Source organism: Streptomyces sp. NPDC048523, assembly GCF_043199815.1.
GTDB lineage: Bacteria > Actinomycetota > Actinomycetes > Streptomycetales > Streptomycetaceae > Streptomyces.
This window is the reverse complement of record NZ_JBICWQ010000004.1, coordinates 78630-100446: the sequence shown is the minus strand read 5'-3', so window position 1 is coordinate 100446 and position 21817 is coordinate 78630. Positions and strand designations below refer to the sequence as shown.

The window sequence follows — 21817 nt, the reverse complement described above, 5'->3', positions numbered from 1 at the left end:
CGCGACCGTGTTCAGTGCTCCAGCCGGTGCGGGTGGGCCGGGTACACGCCCAGGATGCGCACCTCGGTGGAGAAGAACCGCAGTTCGTGCAGGGCGAGGGCGATGCGCTCCTCGTCGGGGTGGCCCTCGATCTCGACGTAGAAGCGGCTGGCGTTCAGGCCCGCGCCGATCTGGTAGCTCTCGATCTTCGTGAGGTTCACCCCGCTGGTGGCGAACCCGCCGAGCGCCTTGAACAGGGCGCTGGGGATGTTGCGCACGGAGAAGAACAGGCTCGTCATCGTCGGCTGCCCGGTGTCCGGGGCCACGGCGGCCTCGCGGGACAGGACGACGAACCGGGTGGTGTTGTCGGGGTCGTCCTCGACCCCGGAGCGCAGCACGTCCAGGCCGTACAGCCCGGCCGCCGCGGGCGGGGCGAGCGCCGCGTGCCGCGGATCCCCCAGCTCGGCCACCTCACGCGCCGCTCCGGCCGTGTCGTCGGTGACGAGGGTGCGCCAGCCGCCCTCCCGCAGCACCTTGCGGCACTGCCCGAGGGCGTGCACATGGCTGCGTACGCACTCCACCTGATCCGCTGTCGCCCCAGGCACGCCCATGAGGTCGAAGCGGATGGCGAGGAAGTGCTCGGCGATGATGAAGAGCCCCGACTCGGGCAGCAGATGGTGGACGTCCGCCACCCGCCCCGCCGCGGAGTTGTCCACCGGGATCACGGCGACGTCGGCCGTGCCGAGCGTCACCGCGTCCAGCGCCTGCTCGAAACCCGTGCAGGGCTGCTCGGCGCACCCGGGGTACAGGGTGTGCGCGGCGGTCGCCGAGTTGGATCCGGGTTCACCTTGGTAAGCGACGGTCGTCACGGGGCTCGGTCTCTTGTCGTCCGGTGGCAGAAGCTCCGTAACGTATCAGGGCTGCTCCGTCCTCAGATCCAGGTGTCCAGCCACATCCGGGAGTGCCAGTCGGCGTACGGGATGGTCTCCCCGGTGTAGAGCGGGAAGAAGTACACGAAGTTCCAGGCGATGAGCAGGACGAGGGCGCCCGCGGCCACCGCGCCTCGGGTGCGCCGTCTGCGGTCCGCCCCCGGCGGTCCCAGGATCGCGCCCACCGTCATCGCCACGGCCAGGCACAGGTACGGCACGAAGACGACCGCGTAGAAGGAGTAGACCGTGCGGTCCTGGTAGAGGAACCAGGGCAGATAGCCGGCGCCCACCGCGCACAGGACGGCCCCGGCCCGCCAGTCACGGCGCAGCGCCCAGCGGAAGAGCAGGTAGAGCAGGGCGCCGCACGCCGACCACCACAGGAGCGGGGTGCCGAGGGCGAGGACCGTCCGGGAGCAGTCGACCGCCGTACCGCAGCCGTCCTGTCCGGGTTTCGCGGACTGGTAGTCGAACAGCACGGGGCGGCCCTGGACGAGCCAGCTCCAGGGATTTGACTGGTACTTGTGCGGGGTGTGCAGGCCCACGTTGAAGTCGTACACGGCGGACTCGTAGTGCCACAGGCTGCGCAGCGGGGCGGGGATCCAGGACCAGGTGCCGCCGCGGCCGTCGGCCCAGTGGCGGTCGTAGCCGTCGTCGGACAGGAACCAGCCGGTCCAGGTCGTCAGATAGGTCGCCGCCGCGACCGGGACCATTGACAGGAGGGACCAGCCGAGACCCCTGTTCAGCACCGCCAGGTAGGGGCGGGGGGAACCGGCCACGCGACGGGAGCCGACGTCCCACAGCACGGTCAGGACCACGAAGAAGACCAGGACGTACAGGCCGTTCCACTTGGTGGAGGCCGCCAGCCCCAGGAAGACGCCGGCGGCGAGCCGCCAGGGACGCCATCCGGTGCCGGTGTGGTCGCCGGTGTGCTCGTCCGGGCGCGCGCGGCCGTCCTCGCCGACCGGCAGGGCGGCCGCGAGCCGGGCGCGCGCGTGGTCCCGGTCGGCCAGCAGGCAGCCGAACGCGGCCAGGACGAAGAACATGACGACGAGGTCGAGCAGGGCGGTACGGCTCATCACCACATGCAGGCCATCCACCGCGAGGAGCGCGCCGGCCAGGCAGCCCAGGAGCGTCGAACGGAACAGCCGGCGTCCGATGCGGCACAGCATGAGCACCGACAGGGTGCCGAGGGCCGCCGTCATGAAACGCCAGCCGAACGGCGTGAGGCCGAACATCCACTCACCGAGGGCGATCACCCACTTGCCCGTCGGCGGGTGCGCGACGAACGCCCCCGTGTCGGAGAGGGAGACGACCTGCGGGTGGGCGAGGACCTGCGGGTCGGCGATCTTGCGGTCCGGCCACGTGCCCTCGTAGCCGAGCCGCAGCAGCGACCAGGCGTCCTTGGCGTAGTAGGTCTCGTCGAAGATCACGGCCCGCGGCCGGCCGAGGTGCCAAAAACGGATCGCCCCGGCCAGGACGGCGACGAGCACCGGACCCAGCCAGTCCCACACCGACGGCTTCGGAAAACGCGGAACGAGACGCTCGCGGAGGTCCGGCCCCGGACGGGCCGCGTACCCGAACCGTCGAAGGCGCGCCTCCCAGTCCCGGGGCGCTGTCGTCGGACGGCCGTCCACGACGGGGGAACGGCTCGTCACGTCGCTGCTCGTCACCGGGCGACCTGCCGTGCCGTCAGGTGCGCCCGGGTCGGTATTTCGTCCATCCGGTGAACCTACCTGCCGGCAGGCGGAGTTCCTCACGCCTTCCGGGGACGGGCCCGCACGTGCATCCGCTCGCCCTGCGGCCCGAAGAGACTGAGGAACTCCGCGGGACCCTCCCCCGTCGACCCGAACCAGTGCGGCACCCGGGTGTCGAACTCGGCTGCCTCCCCCGCGCTCATCACCACGTCGTGGTCCCCCAGCACCACCCGCAGCCGCCCCGCCAGCACGTACAGCCACTCGTAGCCCTCGTGGGTGCGCGGCTCCGGCTCCTCGTCGCGGCGCGGCACCAGCACCTTGAAGGCCTGGAGGCCGCCGGGCTGCCGGGTGAGCGGCCAGAAGGTACGCCCGTGCCGTTCCAGCGGCGCCGACCGCACCCGGGGATCGCCGACCGGCGGGGCGCCGACCAGTTCGTCCAGCGGCACCTGGTGGGCCTGGGCGATCGGCAGCAGCAGCTCCAGGCTGGGCTTGCGCAGGCCGGACTCCAGCCGGGAGAGCGTGCTCACCGAGATGCCGGTCGTCTCCGAGAGGGCCGCGAGGGTGACCTCCCGGTCCTTGCGCAGCCGCCTGAGCCTGGGTCCCACTTCGGCGAGAACGTCGTCGGTACTCATACCCGTATTGCAGAATCGGCAAAGTTGTTTGTCAATCCCGCATCCACGGAGCGACCGTGGCGGCATGACCGAGACATACGACGAGACCTACGAAGTGATCGTGATCGGTGGCGGCGCGGCGGGCCTGTCCGCGGCCCTGGTCCTGGGCCGGGCCCGGCGCCGCACCCTGGTCGTCGACGCGGGCGAACCACGCAACGCGCCCGCCGCCCACATGCAGGGCTTCCTCACCCGGGACGGCATGCCGCCCGCCGAGTTCCTGGCCATCGGCCGCGAGGAGATCAAGGGCTACGGCGTCGAGCTGGTCCAGGATCTGGTGACCGAGGTCGCCCCGGGCTTCGCCGTGGCCCTGGCGAGCGGACGCGTGGTCCGGGCCCGCCGCCTGGTCGTCGCGACCGGCCTCAAGGACGAGCTCCCGGACGTGCCCGGCGTCGCCGAGCGCTTCGGCAAGGACGTCCTGCACTGTCCTTACTGTCACGGCTGGGAGGTCCGCGACCGGGCCTTCGGCGTGCTCGCCACGACCCCGCTGAGCGTGCACCAGGCGCTGATGGTCTCCCAGTGGTCGAAGGATGTGACCCTGTTCCTTCACAAGGTCACGGAGGACGCGCTGACGGACGACGACCTGCGCAGACTGGCCGCGGCCGGTGTCCGGGTGGTGCCGGGCGAGGTCGCCGAGCTGGTGGTGACCGAGGACCGGCTCACCGCCGTACGGCTGAAGGACGGCACCACGCACGCGCGTGAGGTCGTCTTCACCGCGCCCCGGGCCGTCCCCCGGACCGGCCTGCTGGAGCGGCTCGGCGCCGAGCTCCAGGAGACGCCCTTCGGCAGCTACCCCGTGGTCGACGGGAACTGGCAGACGACCGTGCCCGGCGTGTACGCCGTGGGCAACGCGGCCGGCTTCGCCGAGCAGGTGATCAACGCGGCGAGCGCGGGTTACCGGGCGGCGGCCACGATCAACGGAGAGCTGCTGATGAGCGACCTCGACGCGGCCGTCGGGGTGTAGACCCGCCCCCTCCGGTGCACCCTGGTTGCATGCTGCTTGCCCGGCTGGCCCATGTGTCCCAGGAGGTCGCCGCCACCTCGGCGCGGTCCCGGAAGATCGCGCTCCTCGCCGAGCTGTTCCGGGACGCCGAGGCGGACGACGTGCCGATCGTCATCCCGTACCTGGCGGGACGGCTCCCGCAGGGCCGGCTCGGCGTCGGCTGGAAGGTGCTGAGCCGGCCGGTCACCCCGGCCGCCGAGCCGACCCTGACCGTGCGCGAGGTGAACGCCCTGCTGAGTGAACTGGGCAAGGTCGCGGGCGCCGGCTCACAGGCCGAACGCGCCCGGCTGGTCGGTGAGTTGCTGGGCGCGGCCACCGAGGACGAGCAGCGGTTCCTGTTCGGGCTGATCAGCGGGGAGGTACGGCAGGGGGCTCTGGACGCCGTCGCCACCGAGGGGCTCGCCCAGGCCACGGGGGCGCCTCCCGCCGACGTACGCCGTGCCGTGATGCTCGCGGGCTCGCTCCAGACGGTCGCCGACGCCCTGCTCACCGACGGGCCGTCCGCCCTGGACCGCTTCCGCCTCACCGTCGGCCGCCCGGTCCTGCCGATGCTGGCGCACAGCGCCTCCTCGGTGGCCGAGGCGGTCGAGAAGCTCGGCACCTGCGCGGTCGAGGAGAAGCTGGACGGCATCCGCGTGCAGATCCACCGGGACGGCGACGTCGTACGGCTGTACACGCGCACCCTCGACGACATCACCGACCGGCTGCCCGAACTGACGGCTGCCGCGCGGGAATTGAGGGGCGAGCGGTTCATCCTGGACGGTGAGGTGATCGCCTTCGACGAGGACGGGCGGCCGCGTTCCTTCCAGGAGACCGCGGGTCGGGTCGGCTCCCGCGTGGACGTGACGACGGCCGCCGAGGCGGTCCCCGTCTCCCCCGTCTTCTTCGACGCCCTGTCCGTCGACGACCGCGACCTCCTCGACCTGCCCTTCGCCGAACGGCACGCGGAGCTGGCCCGGCTGGTGCCCGAGCCGATGCGGGTGCGGCGCACCCTGGTGTCGGGACCCCAGGACATCCCGGCGGCCGAGGAGTTCCTCGCCGAGACCCTGAAACGCGGCCACGAGGGCGTCGTCGTGAAGTCCCTGGACGCCCCCTACAGCGCGGGCCGGCGCGGCGCGTCCTGGCTCAAGGTCAAGCCCGTGCACACCCTCGACCTGGTGGTGCTGGCCGCCGAGTGGGGCCACGGCCGCCGTACCGGCAAGCTCTCCAACCTGCACCTCGGCGCCCGCACGGCCGACGGCGGCTTCGCCATGCTCGGCAAGACCTTCAAGGGCATGACCGACGCGATGCTCACCTGGCAGACCGAACGCCTCCAGGAGCTGGCCGTCGACAGCAGCGGTTACGTGGTGACCGTACGCCCCGAGCTCGTCGTCGAGATCGCCTACGACGGCCTCCAGCGGTCGACCCGCTATCCGGCCGGCGTCACCCTCCGCTTCGCCCGTGTGGTCCGCTACCGCGAGGACAAGCGGCCCGAGGACGCCGACACGGTGGAGACGCTGCTGGCCGCCCACCCCGAGGTGAGGCCGTGAGGACGAGCGCGGGCCTGCTGTTGTTCCGGCACACCGGCGACGGCCTGGAGGTGTTGCTGGGCCATATGGGCGGCCCGTTCTTCGTCCGGCGGGACGCCGGGGCGTGGACGGTCCCGAAGGGCGAGTACGAGCCGGACGCGGAGTCGGCCTGGGCCGCGGCCCGCCGCGAGTTCCAGGAGGAGCTGGGGCTGCCGCCGCCCGACGGGGAGGCCGTACCGCTGGGTGAGGTCCGGCAGACGAACGGGAAGGTCGTCACGGCGTGGGCGATCGAGGCGGACCTCGATCCGTCGACCGTGGTCCCGGGGGTGTTCGCCATGGAGTGGCCGCCGAAGTCCGGGCGGACCCAGGAGTTCCCGGAGCTGGACCGGGTGCAGTGGTTCGGCCTCGACCGGGCCCGGACGGTGATCGTGAAGGCGCAGGCCGCGTTTCTCGACCGGCTGGCTGAGCACTCGGCCTGACGTCCACGCGTTGCGGTCGCCCCCGCCGCGCGGGAAGGTCGAAGCACAGTCAGCTCTTCAGGAGGTCGGTCATGCCCATCGCGACGGTGAACCCGGCGAACGGCGAGACGCTCAAGACGTACGAGGCCATGGGCGAGGAGGAGATCGAGCGCAGGCTCCAGCTCGCCCAGGCCACGTTCCGCACCTACCGCACCACGTCCTTCGCCGAGCGCGCCGGTCTGCTGAACCGGGCCGCCGAGCTCCTCGACGACGCCACGCAGGACATCGCCCGGGTCATGACCACCGAGATGGGCAAGCCGGTCAAGCAGGCCCGCGCGGAGGCCGCCAAGTGCGCCAAGGCGATGCGCTGGTACGCCGAGCACGCGGAGTCGCTGCTGGCCGACGAGGAGCCCGCCGCGTACGACGTCAAGGACTCCGGCGCCTCCCGCGCCCTGGTCCGCTACCGGCCGCTCGGGCCCGTGCTCGCGGTGATGCCGTGGAACTTCCCGCTGTGGCAGGTGATCCGCTTCGCCGCGCCCGCACTGATGGCGGGCAACGTCGGCCTGCTCAAGCACGCCTCGAACGTGCCGCAGACCGCCCTGTTCCTGGAGGACCTCTTCCATCAGGCGGGCTACCCCGAGGGCTGTTTCCAGACGCTGCTCGTCGGGTCCGGGGCCATCGACGACATCCTGCGTGACGAACGCGTCAAGGCGGCCACGCTCACCGGGAGCGAGCCCGCGGGCCGGGCGGTCGCCTCCACCGCCGGGGACATGGTGAAGAAGACCGTGCTGGAGCTCGGCGGCAGCGACCCGTACATCGTGATGCCGTCGGCGGACGTCGACCGGGCCGCCGAGATCGCGGTGACCGCGCGTGTGCAGAACAACGGGCAGTCCTGCATCGCCGCCAAGCGGTTCATCGTGCACACGGACGTCTACGACCGGTTCGCCGAGCGGTTCGTCGAGGGCATGAAGGCCCTCAAGGTCGGCGACCCGCTGGAGGAGGACACCGAGGTCGGGCCGATCTCCAGCGAGCAAGGACGGACCGATCTGGAGGAACTCGTCGACGACGCCAGGCGCAGTGGGGCGAGTGTGCTGTGCGGCGGGGAACGGCCCGACGGGCCCGGCTGGTACTACCCACCGACCGTCGTCGCCGACGTGAGCCGCGAGATGCGCATCCACCGCGAGGAGACCTTCGGTCCGGTGGCCACGCTGTACCGGGCGGCCGACCTGGACGAGGCGGTGCTGATCGCCAACGACTCGGCCTTCGGGCTGAGTTCCAACGTCTGGACCCGCGACGAGGCCGAGGTCGACCGCTTCGTGCGGGATCTGGAGGCCGGCGGAGTGTTCGTCAACGGGATGACCGCCTCGCATCCGGCGTTCCCGTTCGGCGGGGTGAAGCGGTCCGGGTACGGGCGTGAGCTGTCCGGGCACGGAATCAGGGAGTTCTGCAACATCACGACGGTTTGGCACGGAGCGTGACACTTGCGCGGTTACCATCCCCGGTGTGAACCGCGAAGTGACTCTGCCTCTGATCGTCGACGACCGCGGGACCCTGCAGGTGGCCGCGGCCGATGTGAGCAAGCTGCTCCGCAGCCTCGGCGGGCGGTGGCTGCACCTGGTCGAGGCCGGCGCCGACGGGCTGGACGAGGACACGGTCGCCGCCCTGACGATCGAGCTCGCGAAGCTCGCCGATCGGATCGACGTGGCCTGCATCGCGCACAGCAGCGGCGGAGCGCCCTAGGAGCTGTCGGCCGCTTCGGCCCGCACTGCGGCCGGGGCGCCCGGGCCCCGGCCCAGCGCCGTCAGCGGATGGACATGCCGGACAGGGTCCGGGCGATGACCAGGCGCTGGATCTCGCTCGTGCCCTCGAAGATCGTGTAGATCGCGGCGTCGCGGTGCATGCGCTCCACCGGGTACTCCCGGGTGTAGCCGTTGCCGCCGAGGATCTGGACCGCCTGCGCGGTGACCTTCTTCGCCGTCTCGCTGGCGAAGAGCTTCGACATCGAGCCCTCGGCGGCGGTGAACTGCTTGCCGTTGATCGCCATCCAGGAGGCACGCCAGACCAGGAGCCGGGCCGCGTCGATGGAGGTGCGCATGTCCGCGAGCTGGAAGGCCACGCCCTGGTTGTCGATGATCGGCCGCCCGAACTGCTCACGCGTCTTGGCGTAGTCGAGGGCGACCTCGTACGCGGCCCGGGCGGTGCCCACGGCCATGGCGCCGACGGCCGGACGGGACGCCTCGAACGTGGCCATCGCCGCGTTCTTCACGCGCTCGCCGCCGCTCTTCGCCCGCTCCCGGGCCCGGGCGAGGCGCTGGTCGAGCTTCTCCTTGCCGCCGAGGAGGCAGGAGCCGGGCACCCGGACGTTGTCCAGCACGACCTCGGCGGTGTGCGAGGCGCGGATGCCGTGCTTCTTGAACTTCTGGCCCTGGGACAGGCCCGGCGTGTTCGGCGGCACGATGAAGGAGGCGTGGCCCTTGGAGCCGAGCTCCGGGTCGACGACCGCGACGACGACGTGGACGTTGGCGATACCGCCGTTGGTCGCCCAGGTCTTCGTGCCGTTGAGCACCCACTCGTCCTTGGCCTCGTCGTACACGGCACGCGTGCGCATGGAGGCCACATCGGAACCGGCGTCCGGCTCGGACGAGCAGAACGCGGCGACCTTGACGTCGTTGGCGTCGCCGTACATCTGGGGGATCCAGGTGCCGATCTGCTCCTCGGTACCGTTGGCGAGGACGCCGACCGCGGCGAGACCGGTGCCCACGATCGACAGGGCGATGCCCGCGTCGCCCCAGAACAGTTCCTCCATCGCCATCGGGATACCGAGCCCGGTGGGGTCGAAGTACTGCTGGGCGTAGAAGTCGAGGGAGTAGATGCCTACCTTCGCGGCCTCCTGGATGACCGGCCAGGGAGTCTCCTCACGCTCGTCCCATTCGGCGGCCGCGGGGCGGATGACGTCGGCGGCGAAGCCGTGCAGCCAGTCCCGGACCTCCTTCTGTTCGTCGTTGAGCTCCATGGTGAACTCGGCCATGTCCCCTCCAGCGGCGACGCACGTGCATGTTACTTGCGGTAACCCGAGTCTGTTACCCACGGGTAGTAAAAGTCAACTCCCCATGACCAGTCAGCAACCTGTTCGATGCCGAGCACCGGTCGAGTGTTAGTTTGCGCAGGCGTTACCGATTCAGCACGGGTGGGGAGAGCTCATGGACACCACACAGCGGACCGATCAGCAGCGGTCCGCCGACCGCCGTCGGCGCGAGCTGCTGGAGGCCGCGGACAGAGTGGTGCTGCGCGACGGCCCGCATGCCTCCATGAACGCCATCGCCGCGGAAGCCGGCATCACCAAGCCGATTCTGTATCGGCACTTCGGCGACAAGGGAGGACTTTACGCTGCGCTTGCCAAGCGGCACACCGACGCCCTGCTGGACTCGCTACGGGCGGCGCTGGACGCTCCGGCGGAGCGGCGTGAGCGGGTCGAGGCCACGTTGGACACGTACCTGGCCGCGATCGAGGCCCGGCCCCAGGTGTACCGGTTCCTGATGCACCCCGCCGAGGGGGGCCAGGCCGGGGACCAGGGGTTCGACGTCGGTCAGCATTCCGCGCCCCTGCTGCGGAGGATGGGTGAAGAGTTGGGGCAGGTCATCGAGGAGCGGCTGGACCTCGGGCCGGGAAGTCAGCTGCTGGCCCGGGTGTGGGGGCACGGGATCGTCGGGATGATGTACGCGGCGGGTGACTGGTGGCTGGGGGAACGGCCCTGCCCGCGGGCGGAGTTGGTGCGGAGTCTGGCGGATCTGTTGTGGGGGCGGCTGGCGGCCGTGAGGGACAAGGTCGGGGGTCCGGGGTTCTGATCGTCGTGTGACGCCTGCGGGGCAGTGGGGGCTGGTCGCGCAGTTCCCCGCGCCCCTAAGTGGGATCAGGCCCCGTGTGCCAAGCGGCTCGCCCAACCTGTCGTAGCAGTCGGCCACGGCGCCAACCCTTCACACGGTCCGCGTAGACCGTGCCGTCCAAGTGGTCCGTCTCGTGTTGCAGGCACCTTGCGAAGAAGCCCGTGCCGTCGATCGTCACGGGCTCGCCCGTCATCGTGAAACCCTCCACGACCGCGTGGTCGTGACGTTCCGTTCCCGCCTCCAGGCCCGGCAACGACAGGCAGCCCTCGGGGCCCCTCAGCACCACACCGTCCGTCTCGACCAGGCGGGGGTTCACCACATGTCCCAGGTGGCGGACCTCCTCGTCGTCCGGGCAGTCGTAGACGAAGACGCGCAACGGCACCCCGATCTGGTTGGCGGCGAGGCCCACGCCCTCGGCCGCGTACATCGTCGCGAACAAGTCCTCCACCAGGGTCGCCAGTTCGGGGCCGAAGTCCGTGACGTCCTCGCAGGGTGTGTGCAACACCGGGGTGCCGAGCAGGGTGACCGCGCGGACGCGCCCCCGCGTGCCCGGAATGGAGCCGTTTCGCATGGCCGCAAGGGTACGGCGATTCGGGAGTGCCTACGGATCTCGAATAGGCTGAGGTCCACACCACGTGGCCGGAGGCTGAGGCGCGGCGCGTACGCAAGGAGGATCGAGATCTGATGACAGGCAACTCGGACCCGCTCTCGCCGCGGGCCAAGCTGGCCGTGACGGCGGGCAAGGCCGTCGCGGCGGCATCCCGGGCCGCGGGTCGCGGCAGCGGTTCGGTCATCGGCGGCAAGGTGGCCCTCAAACTCGACCCCGACCTCCTCGCCCGGCTCGCCCAGCACCTGGACGTCGTCCTCGTCTCGGCGACCAACGGGAAGACGACCACGACTCGTCTGATCGCGGAGGCGCTGGGCGCCGCCGGACCCGTCGTCTCCAACGCCCTCGGCGCCAACATGCCCGCCGGTATCACCTCGGCGCTCGCCGGTGGCTCGGACGCCCGGTACGGCGTCATCGAGGTCGACGAGAAGTACCTGGCGGGCGTGGCCCGGGACACCGACCCCAAGTGCATCGCCCTGCTGAACCTCTCCCGCGACCAGCTCGACCGTGCCGCCGAGACCCGCATGCTCGCCGAGAACTGGCGCGAGGGCCTCGCGGGTTCGAAGGCCGTCGTCGTCGCCAACGCCGACGACCCGCTCGTCGTATGGGCCGCCTCCTCCTCCCCCAACGTCATCTGGGTCGCCGCCGGGCAGATGTGGAAGGACGACGCCTGGTCCTGCCCGTCCTGCGGTGGCGTGATGCAGCGCCCGGGCGACGACTGGTTCTGCGGCGAGTGCGGGTTCCGGCGGCCGACGCCCAGTTGGGCCCTGTCCGGTGACCATGTGCTCGACCCGCACGGCTCCGCCTGGCCGATCCACCTCCAGCTGCCCGGCCGCGCCAACAAGGCCAACGCCGCCTCCTCCGCGGCCGTCGCCGCCGTCTTCGGTGTGCCGCCGCAGGTCGCCCTGGAACGCATGTACCAGGTGCAGGCCGTGGCCGGCCGCTACGACGTGGTCCAGTTCCAGCAGCGCGACCTGCGGCTGCTGCTCGCGAAGAACCCGGCCGGCTGGCTCGAGACGTTCAGCCTGATCGACCCGCCGCCGACCCCGGTGATCCTCTCCGTCAACGCCCGCGGCGCCGACGGCACCGACACCTCCTGGCTGTGGGACGTCGACTACACCCGGCTCACCGGCCACCCGATCTGCGTGATCGGTGACCGGAAGCTGGACCTCGCGGTGCGCCTGGAGGTCGCGAACCAGAACTTCCAGGTCTGCGACAACCTCGACCAGGCCGTGTCGATGAGCCCGCCGGGCCGCATCGAGGTCATCGCGAACTACACCGCCTTCCAGGACCTGCGCCGCCGCGTCGGCAACTGACTCAGGGGACTTTTGTGAGCGACAACCAACTGCGGATCGTCTGGATCTACCCCGACCTGCTCAGCACCTACGGCGACCAGGGCAACGCCCTCGTCATCGAGCGCCGGGCCCGCCAGCGCGGCCTCGACGTGGCCCGTCTGGACGTGCGCAGCGACCAGCCGATCCCCACCTCCGGCGACATCTACCTGATCGGCGGCGGCGAGGACCGGCCCCAGCGGCTGGCGGCCGAGCGGCTGCGCCGGGACGGCGGTCTGCACCGGGCCGTCGGCAACGGCGCGATCGTCTTCTCGGTGTGCGCCGGCTACCAGATCCTCGGCCACGAGTTCATCAACGACCTCGGCCAGCGCGAGCCCGGCCTCGGCCTGCTCGACGTGGTCTCGGTGCGCGGCGAGGGCGAGCGCTGCGTCGGTGACGTGCTCGCCGACATCGACCAGCGCCTCGGCCTGCCCCCGCTGACCGGCTTCGAGAACCACCAGGGCGTCACCCACCTCGGCCCCACCGCCCGCCCCTTCGCCAACGTCCGCCTCGGCAAGGGCAACGGCACCGGGGACGGTACGGAGGGGGCGTACAACGACACGGTCTTCGGTACGTACATGCACGGACCCGTGCTGGCACGGAACCCGCAGATCGCGGACCTGCTGCTCAAGCTGGCCCTCGACGTGAACGCGCTGCCGCCGACCGACGACCGCTGGTACGAGGCCCTGCGCAACGAGCGCATCACGGCCGCTCAGCAGCCCGCCTGAGAGGAAGTTCACCTGGGTTCCAGGCGTTCGTCACCAGCCCGTCTGACGACGAGTCCGCACAGGTGAGCGGGGCCGTCCAGCAGGCGGACGCGTTCTTCGGCCCCGCCCCCTCCTGCCGCTAGGGTGGCGGGGTTCGAGCCGGACAGCGTGGTCCGGACCCGTGCCACGTCCCCTCGCTGAGAAGGTTCCCGCGGCTATGCGCATTGGTGTCCTCACGTCCGGCGGCGACTGCCCCGGCCTGAACGCCGTCATCCGGTCCGTCGTGCACCGTGCCGTCGCCGACCACGGCGACGAGGTCATCGGCTTCCGGGACGGCTGGAAGGGCCTCCTGGAGTGCGACTACCTCAAGCTCGACCTCGACGCGGTGGGCGGCATCCTGGCCCGCGGCGGCACGATCCTCGGCTCCTCCCGGGTCCAGCCCTCGCATCTGCGGGACGGCGTGGAGCGGGCCAGGGGCCATGTCGAGGAGCTCGGGCTCGACGCGATCATCCCCATCGGCGGTGAGGGCACGCTCAAGGCGGCCCGGCTGATGTCTGATGCCGGGCTGCCGATCGTGGGCGTGCCCAAGACGATCGACAACGACATCGCGGTCACGGACGTCACCTTCGGGTTCGACACGGCCGTCGGTGTCGCGACCGAGGCGCTCGACCGGCTGAAGACCACCGCCGAGTCCCACCAGCGGGTGCTCGTCGTCGAGGTCATGGGGCGGCACACCGGCTGGATAGCGCTGCACTCCGGGATGGCGGCCGGCGCGCACGCCATCGTCGTACCGGAGCGTCCCTTCGACATCGAGGAGCTGGCCCGGCGGGTCGGTGAGCGGTTCGCGGCCGGGAAGCGGTTCGCGATCGTCGTCGCCGCGGAGGGCGCCAAGCCGGCGCCCGGCTCCATGGCCTTCGACGAGGGCGCCAAGGACATCTACGGGCACGAGCGCTTCGCCGGGATCGCCCGACAGCTGTCGATCGAGCTGGAGGAGCGGCTGGGGAAGGAAGCCCGGCCGGTCATCCTCGGGCATGTGCAGCGCGGCGGCACGCCGACCGCCTACGACAGGGTGCTGGCCACCCGGTTCGGCTGGCACGCGGTGGAGGCCGTGCACCGCGGGGAGTTCGGTCACATGACCGCTCTGCGGGGGACCGACATCGTGATGGTGTCGCTCGCGGAGGCGGTCGAGACGTTGAAGACGGTGCCGGAGGACCGGTACGCCGAGGCGGAGTGCGTGCTGTAGGCCGCAGCGCGGTGGTGGGCCCCGGTCCCGGAGGCGACCGGGGGCGGTCTTAGTCTGGGTGCGGACAGACTTGCACAACCCCCACGAATCAGGAGCCGCCGCGATGGACCACAGCGGGCACGGCATGACGCACGACCTGCCGCCGTTCACGCTGGGACGAGGGCTGCAGTGGTCGGCCGACCCCTTCTTCCTCGTCGCCTGCCTCCTCGCGCTCGGTCTGTACGCGTGGGGGGTCGTGCGGCTGCGCCGGCGGGGCGACTCGTGGTCGGTGGGGCGGACCGTTTCCTATGTGGTCGGTGTGCTCACCATCGGGCTGATGATGTGCACCGGGCTGAACGACTACGGGATGGTCATGTTCAGCGTGCACATGGTGCAGCACATGGTCATCAGCATGCTGTCGCCGATCCTCATCCTGCTCGGCGCCCCGGTCACCCTGGCCCTGCGGGCACTGCCCGTCGCGGGCAGGGGGCACAAGGGGCCCCGTGAGCTGCTGCTCGCGCTGCTGCACAGCCGGTACATGCGGATCATCACGCATCCGGCGTTCACGATCCCGCTGTTCATCGCGAGTCTGTACGGCCTCTATTTCACGCCGATCTTCGACTTCCTGATGGGGTCGAAGACCGGGCACGTCGCGATGATGGTGCACTTCCTCGCCGTGGGTGTCGTCTTCTTCTGGCCGATCATCGGCGTGGATCCGGGGCCGCAGCGGCCCGGGTATCTGATGCGGATGCTGGAGCTGTTCGCGGGGATGCCGTTCCACGCGTTCTTCGGCATCGCGCTGATGATGGCGTCCGAGCCCATGGTGGAGACGTTCAAGAACCCGCCCGCCTCGCTCGGCATCGACGCGCTCTCCGACCAGAACTACGCCGGCGGTATCGCCTGGGCGTTCAGTGAGATTCCCTCCGTACTCGTGCTGATCGCCCTGCTGTTCCAGTGGTACGGCTCCGAACAGCGGCAGGCCAAACGGTCGGACCGGGCCGCCGACCGGGACGGCGACAAGGAACTCGAGGCATACAACGCGTATTTGGCCTCATTGAGCACCCGCGAGCGTTGAAGGGCTTCGTCTTTCCGGAGCATTCAGTAGCATGAAGCGCGTTGGGGGAACCGCCGGGGGGAGCGGTCATGACACTTCGCGCATTTATGCACAGGATCGCCTTGCCGGCGATTTTCTCGCTGCTGCTGAGCGGCTGCGACAAGGGAAATCCACTGACCGTGGTCAAGGCGGCCGCCGTCGGCGTGCCCTCGCTCGCTCCGTTCTTCGAGGAGAGCAACGGACTGGGCGAGGACGCGGCGACCGTGCGGTCGCAACCCGTCCAGGGAAGTCTCCAGCAGGGGGACACGCCCGGCCTGTACGGCGGCAGCAAGCAACCGACCATCTGTGACGTCGTCAAGCTCGAGCGATTCCTCACCGATCCCAGGAATCACCAAAAGGCACAGGCGTGGGCCGACGTCCTGAACATCGGCACGGACGGCATACCAAAATATCTGGATCGGCTCACACCGGTTCTGTTGCGTCACGACACTCTCGTCGAGAACCACGACTACAAGAAGGAAAAGGCCGTCCCGTACAACTCCTTGCTCCAGGCGGGAATCGCGATTCTCGTCGATGAACAAGGGCTTCCGGCTGTGAAGTGCTCGTGTGGAAATCCACTGCGCCCCTTCCAGGGTGACACCGGCCGGATTTCCGTCCAGTTCGAGGACGGCAACAAGAAGTGGGCGGGATACGAGCGGGAATCGGTGGTGGCCGTGAAGCCCGCGCCGCGGAAACTGGAACGGGTCGCTCTCGTGGACGTCCAGGAACCCGCCCGCGGCATCGACCGTCCGGTCGGCACCACCGGTGAGAAGGACACCGCCTTCGACGCCGAGAAGCGGCGCACGGTGCCGCACCTCGCCGGGAGGAGCTTCGCCCAGGCCCGTCGAGAGCTGATCGGCGCCGGGTTGGCGGCCGGGTACGCCGGGCAGGGGGTGCCGCCCGAGGGCGCGAAGGTCACGGCGACCGATCCGCCCGCGGGGACGGAGCTGCCGTTCGGGCGGTACGTGATGCTGTCCGTGGCCGGGGGCGGCACGAGTGGGTCCGGCGGGACGAGCGGGCCCACGACACCCACGACCACTCCCCCGCCGACGTCCTCCGGGCCGAGGACTCCGCCCACGAGCACACCACCGTCGTCGGGTTCGTCCAGCGGCCGGCCCGGGACGTCCTCCTCACCACCGCGGTCGTCACCGCCGTCGTCGAGTACGGCGTCGAGTACGGCTCCCGGCTCGCCGTCGCCCGGGAAGTCGAGCAGCCGGCCGAGCCCACCGCCCTCGACCGGTTCGCCGTCGACCGGCGCCCCGGTCACCAGCAGCGCGCCCGCTCCGCCACCTCCGCCGCCTCCGTCGACGACCAGTGCGCCCGCGACATCGGGGCCGGCCACCGGTCAGCCGGCGACGAGCGGGCCCGCCACCAGTGAGCCCGCCGATGACGGACCGAGCACCGCCGTCGCCACGTAGCGTCCCGCAGAACCGGGGAGTCACCGGATGCCTTCAGGATCACCGACGTCGGGAGTGGGCCGGATCATCGCCGGCCGGTATCTGCTGCTGAACCCGCTCGGCAGCGGCGGCATGGGCCATGTGTGGCTCGCCCACGACCAGAGACTCGCCTGCGAGGTCGCGCTCAAGGAGATCGTGTTCCGGGACCCGCTGGAGGCGGGTGAACGGGAGGCCCGGGTGGCGCGGGCCCGCGCGGAGGCCCGGCACGCGGCGGGGCTGCGCGGCCACCCGCACGTGGTGACCGTGCACGACGTGCTGGAGCACGAGGGGCTGCCCTGGATCGTCATGGAGTACGTGGCGGACGCGGTGGACCTGCGTGACCTGGTCGACTCCCGGGGACCGCTCGCCCCGGCCGAGTGCGCCCGCGTCGGCCTCGCCGTGCTGGACGCGCTGACCGCCGGGCACCAGCGGGGCGTGCTGCACCGGGACGTGAAGCCGGCGAACATCCTGCTGGCGCCGGACCGCGCGGGATCGCCGTACGGACGCGTCCTGCTCACCGACTACGGCATCTCCGTGCAGCCGGACGCCGGGGAGACCCGGTACACGCTGGCGTCGGTGCTGGTGGGCACGGCGGGCTATCTGGCGCCGGAGCGGGCCACGGGCGGCACGCCCACCCCGGCCGCCGACCTGTTCTCACTGGGCTGCACGCTCTACCACGCGGTGGAGGGCGTGGGTCCCTTCGAGCGGGACTCGCATCTGGCCGAGGTGACCGCGGTGGTCATGGAGGAGCCGCGGCCCGCGCTGCGCGCAGGTGCGCTGGGTCCCGTAGTGCAGGCGCTGCTCGCGAAGGACCCCGGGCGGCGGCTGTCGGCGGCGCAGGCGGAGGCCGCACTGTCGCGGATCGTGACACCGCAGCCCGAGCCGTACGTCCGGACGCAGACCGACCTCGGTTCCCAGCCACCCTGGGCGGAGGCGCGGGTGCCGCCGCCCGGGCCGCCTCCGAACGGACACCGGCCGCCGCCGGGCGGCCGCAGGCGGCGGGAGCATTCGCACGCCCTGCGGGCCGTCCTCGCCTGCGGTCTCGGGCTGCTGCTGGCCCTGGGCGGTGTGTGGTACGCCATGGCCGACCGGTCCCCGGACGGCGGGGGCGGTCACCAGGGCTCGCGGCAGCCGTACGGCGAGACGGTCGGGCTGACGAAGCCGCTGCGGGACGGTGACTGCGTGATCGCCGCCTGGCCGGGGTCGGAACGGTTCCGGGGGACACCCCGGCTGCGGCTGGACCCCAACTGCGGCACGGCCCCGGACGGTCAGGTGGTGGCGTTCGCCGCGGCCGCGTCGGCGGACGAGGCACGGCGGACGGGGGCGGCCAAGTGCGAGGAGCGGACGCGGGAGGTCCGGGAGCGGCTCGCGGACGTCCGCAGCCAGGCCGTCGTACCGACCGACGGGGGGTTCGAGGCCGCGGGACGGCGTACCGCGTGTCTGGTGCTGGGCGGGAACGGGCCGGTGTACGGGCCGATCGGCACCCGTCGCAGGCCGGGCTCGGGGTTCACGGACACGGCGACCATGCAGCGGCGGGACTGCCTGGACGTACGCACCAACCGGGACGCCCGGCTGGTCTCCTGCGAGGGCTCCCACGACGAGGAAGTGCTCGGATTCACCCGACTGGACCCCGACGTCACACTGTCCGAGGCGCGGACCGAGTCGGACACGGCGTGCGCGCGTGACGTGCCGCCGGCCGACTACGGCTTCGATCCGTCCGTGTACACGGCGGGCTCCTGGACCAGTGAGGGGCCCTGGAAGAACGGCACACATTTCGTCGTCTGCACCGTGCGCAGGCAGAACGGGGGCACCATGGAGGGGGACGAATCCTGAGGAGGGTGTTGCGATGCCCGGTACCGGTTCCACGGATGGCTCGACCCGGACGATGGGGGTGCTCACCGTCGGCGGTCTCGTCGCGGTGACCGCCTACACGGTGGCGCTCGGCAGCAACGGCTGGCTGTGGTTCGGCTGGGTCGTGCTGGGCCTGATCACCCTCGGCATGGTGGCCACCAGCAGTACCTGACCTTCAGCCGTCCGTGAGACGGCCCGCCGAGTGCACGCCCGGCTGGTACTTGGGCAGCCGGGCGGTGATCTTCATGCCCGCGCCGACGGCCGTCTCGATGACGAGGCCGTAGGAGTCGCCGTACACCTGGCGGAGCCGGTCGTCGACGTTGGACAGTCCGATGCCGCCCGAGGGGCTGACCTCGCCGGCGAGAATACGGCGGAGCAGGGCCGGGTCCATTCCGGCGCCGTCGTCCTCGATGACGACCAGGGCCTCGGCACCGGTGTCCTGCGCGGTGATCTGGAGCCGGCACTTGTCGGTCTTGCCCTCCAGGCCGTGCTTGATGGCGTTCTCGACGAGCGGCTGCAGGCACAGGAACGGCAGGGCGACCGGCAGTACCTCCGGGGCGATCTGCAGGGTGACGGAGAGGCGGTCGCCGAAGCGTGCCCTGACGAGCGCCAAGTAGTGGTCGATGGCGTGGAGTTCGTCGGCGAGGGTGGTGAAGTCGCCGTGCCTGCGGAACGAGTAGCGGGTGAAGTCGGCGAATTCGAGGAGTAGTTCGCGGGCCCGCTCGGGGTCGGTGCGGACGAACGAGGCGATCACCGCGAGCGAGTTGAAGATGAAGTGCGGGGAGATCTGGGCCCGTAGTGCCTTGATCTCGGCCTCGATCAGCCGGGTGCGGGACTGGTCCAGGTCCGCCAACTCCAACTGGACGCTCACCCACCGGGCGACCTCCCCTGCCGCGCGGACCAGGACGGCCGACTCACGGGGCGCGCAGACGACCAGGGTGCCGTGGACGCGGTCGTCGACGGTGAGCGGGGCGACGACCGCCCAGCGGACCGGGCAGTCCGGGGTGTCGCAGGTGAGCGGGAATGCCTCGCCGCGGCCGGTCTCCAGCGGGCCCGCGAGGCGTTCCATGATCTCGGTGCGGTGGTGGCCGCCCACGCCGTCCCAGACCAGGACCTGTTTCTGGTCGGTGAGGCACAGCGCGTCCGTACCGAGCAGTGAGCGCAGCCTGCGGGCCGACTTGCGGGCGGTCTCCTCCGTCAGGCCTGCCCGCAGCGGGGGCGCGGCCAGGGAGGCGGTGTGCAGGGTCTCGAAGGTGGCGTGTTCGACGGGGGTGCCGAGGCCGCCCAGGTTCTGCGGGCGGGCCGTGCGCCGGCCGAGCCAGAAGCCGGCGGCCAGCAGCGGGAGGATCGCCACGCACAGCCCGGCCAGGAATCCGCTCATGTCTTCACCTCCGCCCGCAGCTCTTCGGGCAGGTGGAAGCGGGCCAGGATCGCCGCCGTGCCCGCCGGTACCCGGCCCGCGGTGGCCAGGGACACCAGCACCATGGTGAGGAAGCCGAGCGGCACCGACCAGAGCGCGGGCCAGGCCAGCAGGGCGTGCAGCGCGCCGCCGGCCGGGAAGCCGGCCATGGTCGCGGCCACGGCGAGGAAGGCGGAGCCGCCGCCGACCAGCATGCCCGCGGCGGCGCCGGGCGGGGTCAGGCGCCGCCACCAGATGCCGAGCACGAGCAGCGGGCAGAAGGAGGACGCGGAGACGGCGAAGGCGAGCCCGACCGCGTCGGCGACGGGCAGCCCGCCGACCAGGACGCTCGCGGCGAGCGGCACGCACATCGCGAGGACCGTGCCGAGCCGGAAGTGCCGTACGCCGCGCGCGGGCAGGACGTCCTGGGTGAGGACGCCCGCCACGGCCATGGTGAGTCCGGAGGCCGTGGACAGGAACGCGGCGAAGGCCCCGCCCGCCACCAGCGCCCCCAGCAGGTCGCCGCCGAGGCCGCCGATCATCCGCTCGGGAAGCAGCAGGACGGCTGCGTCGGCGTCGCCGGTGAGGGTGAGCTCGGGGGCGTACAGGCGGCCGAGGGCGCCGTAGACCGGGGGCAGGAGGTAGAAGCAGCCGATCAGACCGAGGACGGCGACGGTGGTGCGGCGGGCGGCGACGCCGTGCGGGCTGGTGTAGAAGCGGACGACGACGTGCGGCAGGCCCATGGTGCCGAGGAAGGTGGCGAGGATCAGTCCGTACGTGGCGTAGAGGGGCCGGTCCTCGCGGCCCGCGGCGAGGGAGGTCGACATGCCGTCGCTGGTGCCGCGGTCGGCGGTGGGGACCGTGGTGCCCTTGGCGAAGGTGAGGCGGGTGCCCCGCTCGATGTGGTGGGTGCCGGTGGGGAGTCGGAGCTTCTGGTCGTCGTGCGGGCGGCCGTCGACCGTGCCGGTGACCGTGACGGTCAGGGGGCTGTCCAGTTCGAGGTCGAGGGTGGAGTCGACGCGGACGACCCGTTGTTCGCGGAAGGCCGCCGGTTCCTCGAAGGCGTGGCTGGGGGCGCCGTCGCCCTGCCAGGCGAGGATGAGGAAGAGGGCGGGGACGAGCAGGGCGGTGAGTTTGAGCCAGTACTGGAAGGCCTGGACGAAGGTGATGCTGCGCATGCCGCCCGCGGCGACGGTGGCGACCACGACGGCCGCGACGATCACCCCGCCGAGCCACTGGGGCGCCCCCGTCAGCACGGTCAACGTCAGCCCGGCGCCCTGGAGTTGGGGCAGCAGATAGAGCCAGCCGACGCCGACGACGAAGGCGCCCGCGAGCCGTCGTACGGCCTGCGAGGCGAGCCGGGCCTCGGCGAAGTCGGGCAGCGTGTAGGCGCCGGAGCGGCGCAGCGGGGCGGCGACGAACAGGAGCAGGACGAGATAGCCGGCCGTGTAGCCGACCGGGTACCAGAGCATGTCGGGGCCCTGGACGAGGACCAGGCCCGCGATGCCGAGGAAGGAGGCGGCGGAGAGGTACTCGCCGCTGATGGCGGCCGCGTTGAGGCGGGGGCCGACGGTGCGGGAGGCGACGTAGAAGTCGGACGTCGTGCGGGAGATGCGCAGGCCGAAGGCGCCGACGAGGACGGTCGCCACGACCACCAGGGCGACGGCCGGTACCGAGTAGCTGGAGTTCATCGGTCCTCGACCAGGCGCACGAAGTCCCGTTCGTTGCGCTCCGCGCGGCGCACGTACCAGCGGGCCAGCAGGACCATCGGGACGTAGAGGCCGAAGCCGAGGACGGCCCATTCGAGACGGTGGGCGTCCGGCATGGCCGCGAAGAGCAGCGGGAGCGGGCCGATGAGCAGTCCGAGGAAAGCGAACACCGCGAGGGCGGCGCGCAGTTGGGTGCGCATCAGGGAGCGGACGTAGGTGTGGCCGAGGGTGGTCTGTTCGTCGATCTCGGTGCGCGGCCGGTAGTAGCCGGAGGCCGGGCGGCCGCGGCGGGGCGGGCCGGTGACGACGACCCGGCGCTCCACGGGGTCCTGGGCCATG

21 protein-coding genes are annotated in these 21817 nt (G+C 71.4%); 13 read left to right on the top strand and 8 right to left on the bottom strand.

Translation table 11 applies throughout. The features are described from left to right. Positions 1–11 precede the first annotated feature (11 nt). The 3 genes from ACGFWE_RS21425 to ACGFWE_RS21415 form a co-directional block, all read right to left on the bottom strand. The gene (locus ACGFWE_RS21425) at positions 12–848 is read right to left on the bottom strand and encodes a prephenate dehydratase (protein WP_393600945.1); all 837 of its coding nucleotides are present in this window, start codon (positions 846–848) and stop codon (positions 12–14) included. A 62-nt stretch (positions 849–910) separates the two neighbouring features. After that, entirely contained in the window at positions 911–2578 is a 1668-nt protein-coding gene (locus tag ACGFWE_RS21420; RefSeq protein ID WP_393600943.1) for a dolichyl-phosphate-mannose--protein mannosyltransferase, read from the bottom strand. 83 nt (positions 2579–2661) lie between these two features. Next, positions 2662–3234 (bottom strand): XRE family transcriptional regulator, encoded by a 573-nt coding sequence (locus ACGFWE_RS21415; protein ID WP_352386913.1) that lies wholly within the window; start codon positions 3232–3234, stop codon positions 2662–2664. 64 nt (positions 3235–3298) lie between these two features. On the opposite strand from ACGFWE_RS21415, the gene ACGFWE_RS21410 reads away from it, so the two are divergent. The 5 genes from ACGFWE_RS21410 to ACGFWE_RS21390 all read left to right on the top strand — a co-directional run bounded on the left by ACGFWE_RS21410 (position 3299) and on the right by ACGFWE_RS21390 (position 7979). After that, positions 3299–4234 (top strand): NAD(P)/FAD-dependent oxidoreductase, encoded by a 936-nt coding sequence (locus ACGFWE_RS21410; RefSeq protein ID WP_352386915.1) that lies wholly within the window; start codon positions 3299–3301, stop codon positions 4232–4234. 29 nt (positions 4235–4263) lie between these two features. Beyond that, on the top strand, positions 4264–5802 hold the full coding sequence (locus tag ACGFWE_RS21405) for an ATP-dependent DNA ligase (protein ID WP_393600941.1): 1539 nt from the start codon (positions 4264–4266) through the stop codon (positions 5800–5802). After that, on the top strand, positions 5799–6260 hold the full coding sequence (locus ACGFWE_RS21400) for an NUDIX domain-containing protein (RefSeq protein WP_393600939.1): 462 nt from the start codon (positions 5799–5801) through the stop codon (positions 6258–6260). Before ACGFWE_RS21405 ends, ACGFWE_RS21400 begins: the two co-directional genes overlap by 4 nt. A gap of 71 nt (positions 6261–6331) precedes the next feature. Continuing rightward, complete coding sequence (locus ACGFWE_RS21395; protein ID WP_393600937.1) at positions 6332–7717, top strand: NADP-dependent succinic semialdehyde dehydrogenase; 1386 nt, start codon at positions 6332–6334, stop codon at positions 7715–7717. A 25-nt stretch (positions 7718–7742) separates the two neighbouring features. After that, the gene (locus ACGFWE_RS21390) at positions 7743–7979 is read left to right on the top strand and encodes a DUF6213 family protein (protein ID WP_007380390.1); all 237 of its coding nucleotides are present in this window, start codon (positions 7743–7745) and stop codon (positions 7977–7979) included. 61 nt (positions 7980–8040) lie between these two features. Here the strand turns inward: ACGFWE_RS21390 and ACGFWE_RS21385 are convergent, their stop codons facing one another. Beyond that, complete coding sequence (locus tag ACGFWE_RS21385) at positions 8041–9267, bottom strand: acyl-CoA dehydrogenase family protein (protein ID WP_352386923.1); 1227 nt, start codon at positions 9265–9267, stop codon at positions 8041–8043. Between the two features lie 172 nt (positions 9268–9439). Between ACGFWE_RS21385 and ACGFWE_RS21380 the strand changes: the two genes are divergently transcribed. Then, the gene (locus ACGFWE_RS21380) at positions 9440–10084 is read left to right on the top strand and encodes a TetR family transcriptional regulator (protein ID WP_352386925.1); all 645 of its coding nucleotides are present in this window, start codon (positions 9440–9442) and stop codon (positions 10082–10084) included. 55 nt (positions 10085–10139) lie between these two features. Here ACGFWE_RS21380 and def read toward each other — a convergent pair whose 3' ends face one another. Continuing rightward, on the bottom strand, positions 10140–10694 hold the full coding sequence (def, locus tag ACGFWE_RS21375; RefSeq protein ID WP_352386927.1) for a peptide deformylase: 555 nt from the start codon (positions 10692–10694) through the stop codon (positions 10140–10142). A gap of 113 nt (positions 10695–10807) precedes the next feature. On the opposite strand from def, the gene ACGFWE_RS21370 reads away from it, so the two are divergent. The 7 genes from ACGFWE_RS21370 (at position 10808) to ACGFWE_RS21340 (ending at position 18542) form a co-directional block, all read left to right on the top strand. Next, on the top strand, positions 10808–12046 hold the full coding sequence (locus tag ACGFWE_RS21370; RefSeq protein ID WP_352386929.1) for a MurT ligase domain-containing protein: 1239 nt from the start codon (positions 10808–10810) through the stop codon (positions 12044–12046). 14 nt (positions 12047–12060) lie between these two features. Next, positions 12061–12789 carry a glutamine amidotransferase gene (locus ACGFWE_RS21365; RefSeq protein WP_352386931.1) on the top strand — a complete coding sequence of 243 codons (729 nt, stop codon included), beginning with the start codon at positions 12061–12063 and terminating at the stop codon, positions 12787–12789. 196 nt (positions 12790–12985) lie between these two features. After that, positions 12986–14011 (top strand): 6-phosphofructokinase, encoded by a 1026-nt coding sequence (locus ACGFWE_RS21360; protein ID WP_352386933.1) that lies wholly within the window; start codon positions 12986–12988, stop codon positions 14009–14011. A 103-nt stretch (positions 14012–14114) separates the two neighbouring features. Further along, positions 14115–15065: a cytochrome c oxidase assembly protein gene (locus ACGFWE_RS21355; protein ID WP_393600933.1), complete on the top strand. Its 951-nt coding sequence runs from the start codon at positions 14115–14117 to the stop codon at positions 15063–15065. A gap of 68 nt (positions 15066–15133) precedes the next feature. Then, complete coding sequence (locus tag ACGFWE_RS21350; protein WP_393600931.1) at positions 15134–16501, top strand: DUF6777 domain-containing protein; 1368 nt, start codon at positions 15134–15136, stop codon at positions 16499–16501. Between the two features lie 27 nt (positions 16502–16528). Next, positions 16529–18352: a protein kinase gene (locus ACGFWE_RS21345; RefSeq protein ID WP_393600929.1), complete on the top strand. Its 1824-nt coding sequence runs from the start codon at positions 16529–16531 to the stop codon at positions 18350–18352. A gap of 13 nt (positions 18353–18365) precedes the next feature. After that, a complete protein-coding gene (locus ACGFWE_RS21340; protein ID WP_352386941.1) occupies positions 18366–18542 on the top strand; it encodes a hypothetical protein in 177 nt (58 codons plus the stop codon). A gap of 3 nt (positions 18543–18545) precedes the next feature. Here the strand turns inward: ACGFWE_RS21340 and ACGFWE_RS21335 are convergent, their stop codons facing one another. Genes ACGFWE_RS21335 through ACGFWE_RS21325 form a run of 3 tightly spaced genes read right to left on the bottom strand, consistent with a single transcriptional unit; the run spans position 18546 to position 21816 of the window. Continuing rightward, the gene (locus ACGFWE_RS21335; RefSeq protein WP_352386943.1) at positions 18546–19751 is read right to left on the bottom strand and encodes a histidine kinase; all 1206 of its coding nucleotides are present in this window, start codon (positions 19749–19751) and stop codon (positions 18546–18548) included. Then, positions 19748–21460 (bottom strand): cation acetate symporter, encoded by a 1713-nt coding sequence (locus tag ACGFWE_RS21330; RefSeq protein WP_393600926.1) that lies wholly within the window; start codon positions 21458–21460, stop codon positions 19748–19750. Before ACGFWE_RS21330 ends, ACGFWE_RS21335 begins: the two co-directional genes overlap by 4 nt. Then, a complete protein-coding gene (locus ACGFWE_RS21325; protein ID WP_393600925.1) occupies positions 21457–21816 on the bottom strand; it encodes a hypothetical protein in 360 nt (119 codons plus the stop codon). The genes ACGFWE_RS21330 and ACGFWE_RS21325 overlap by 4 nt, the downstream gene beginning before the upstream one ends. Between the last annotated feature and the right edge of the window lies 1 nt (position 21817).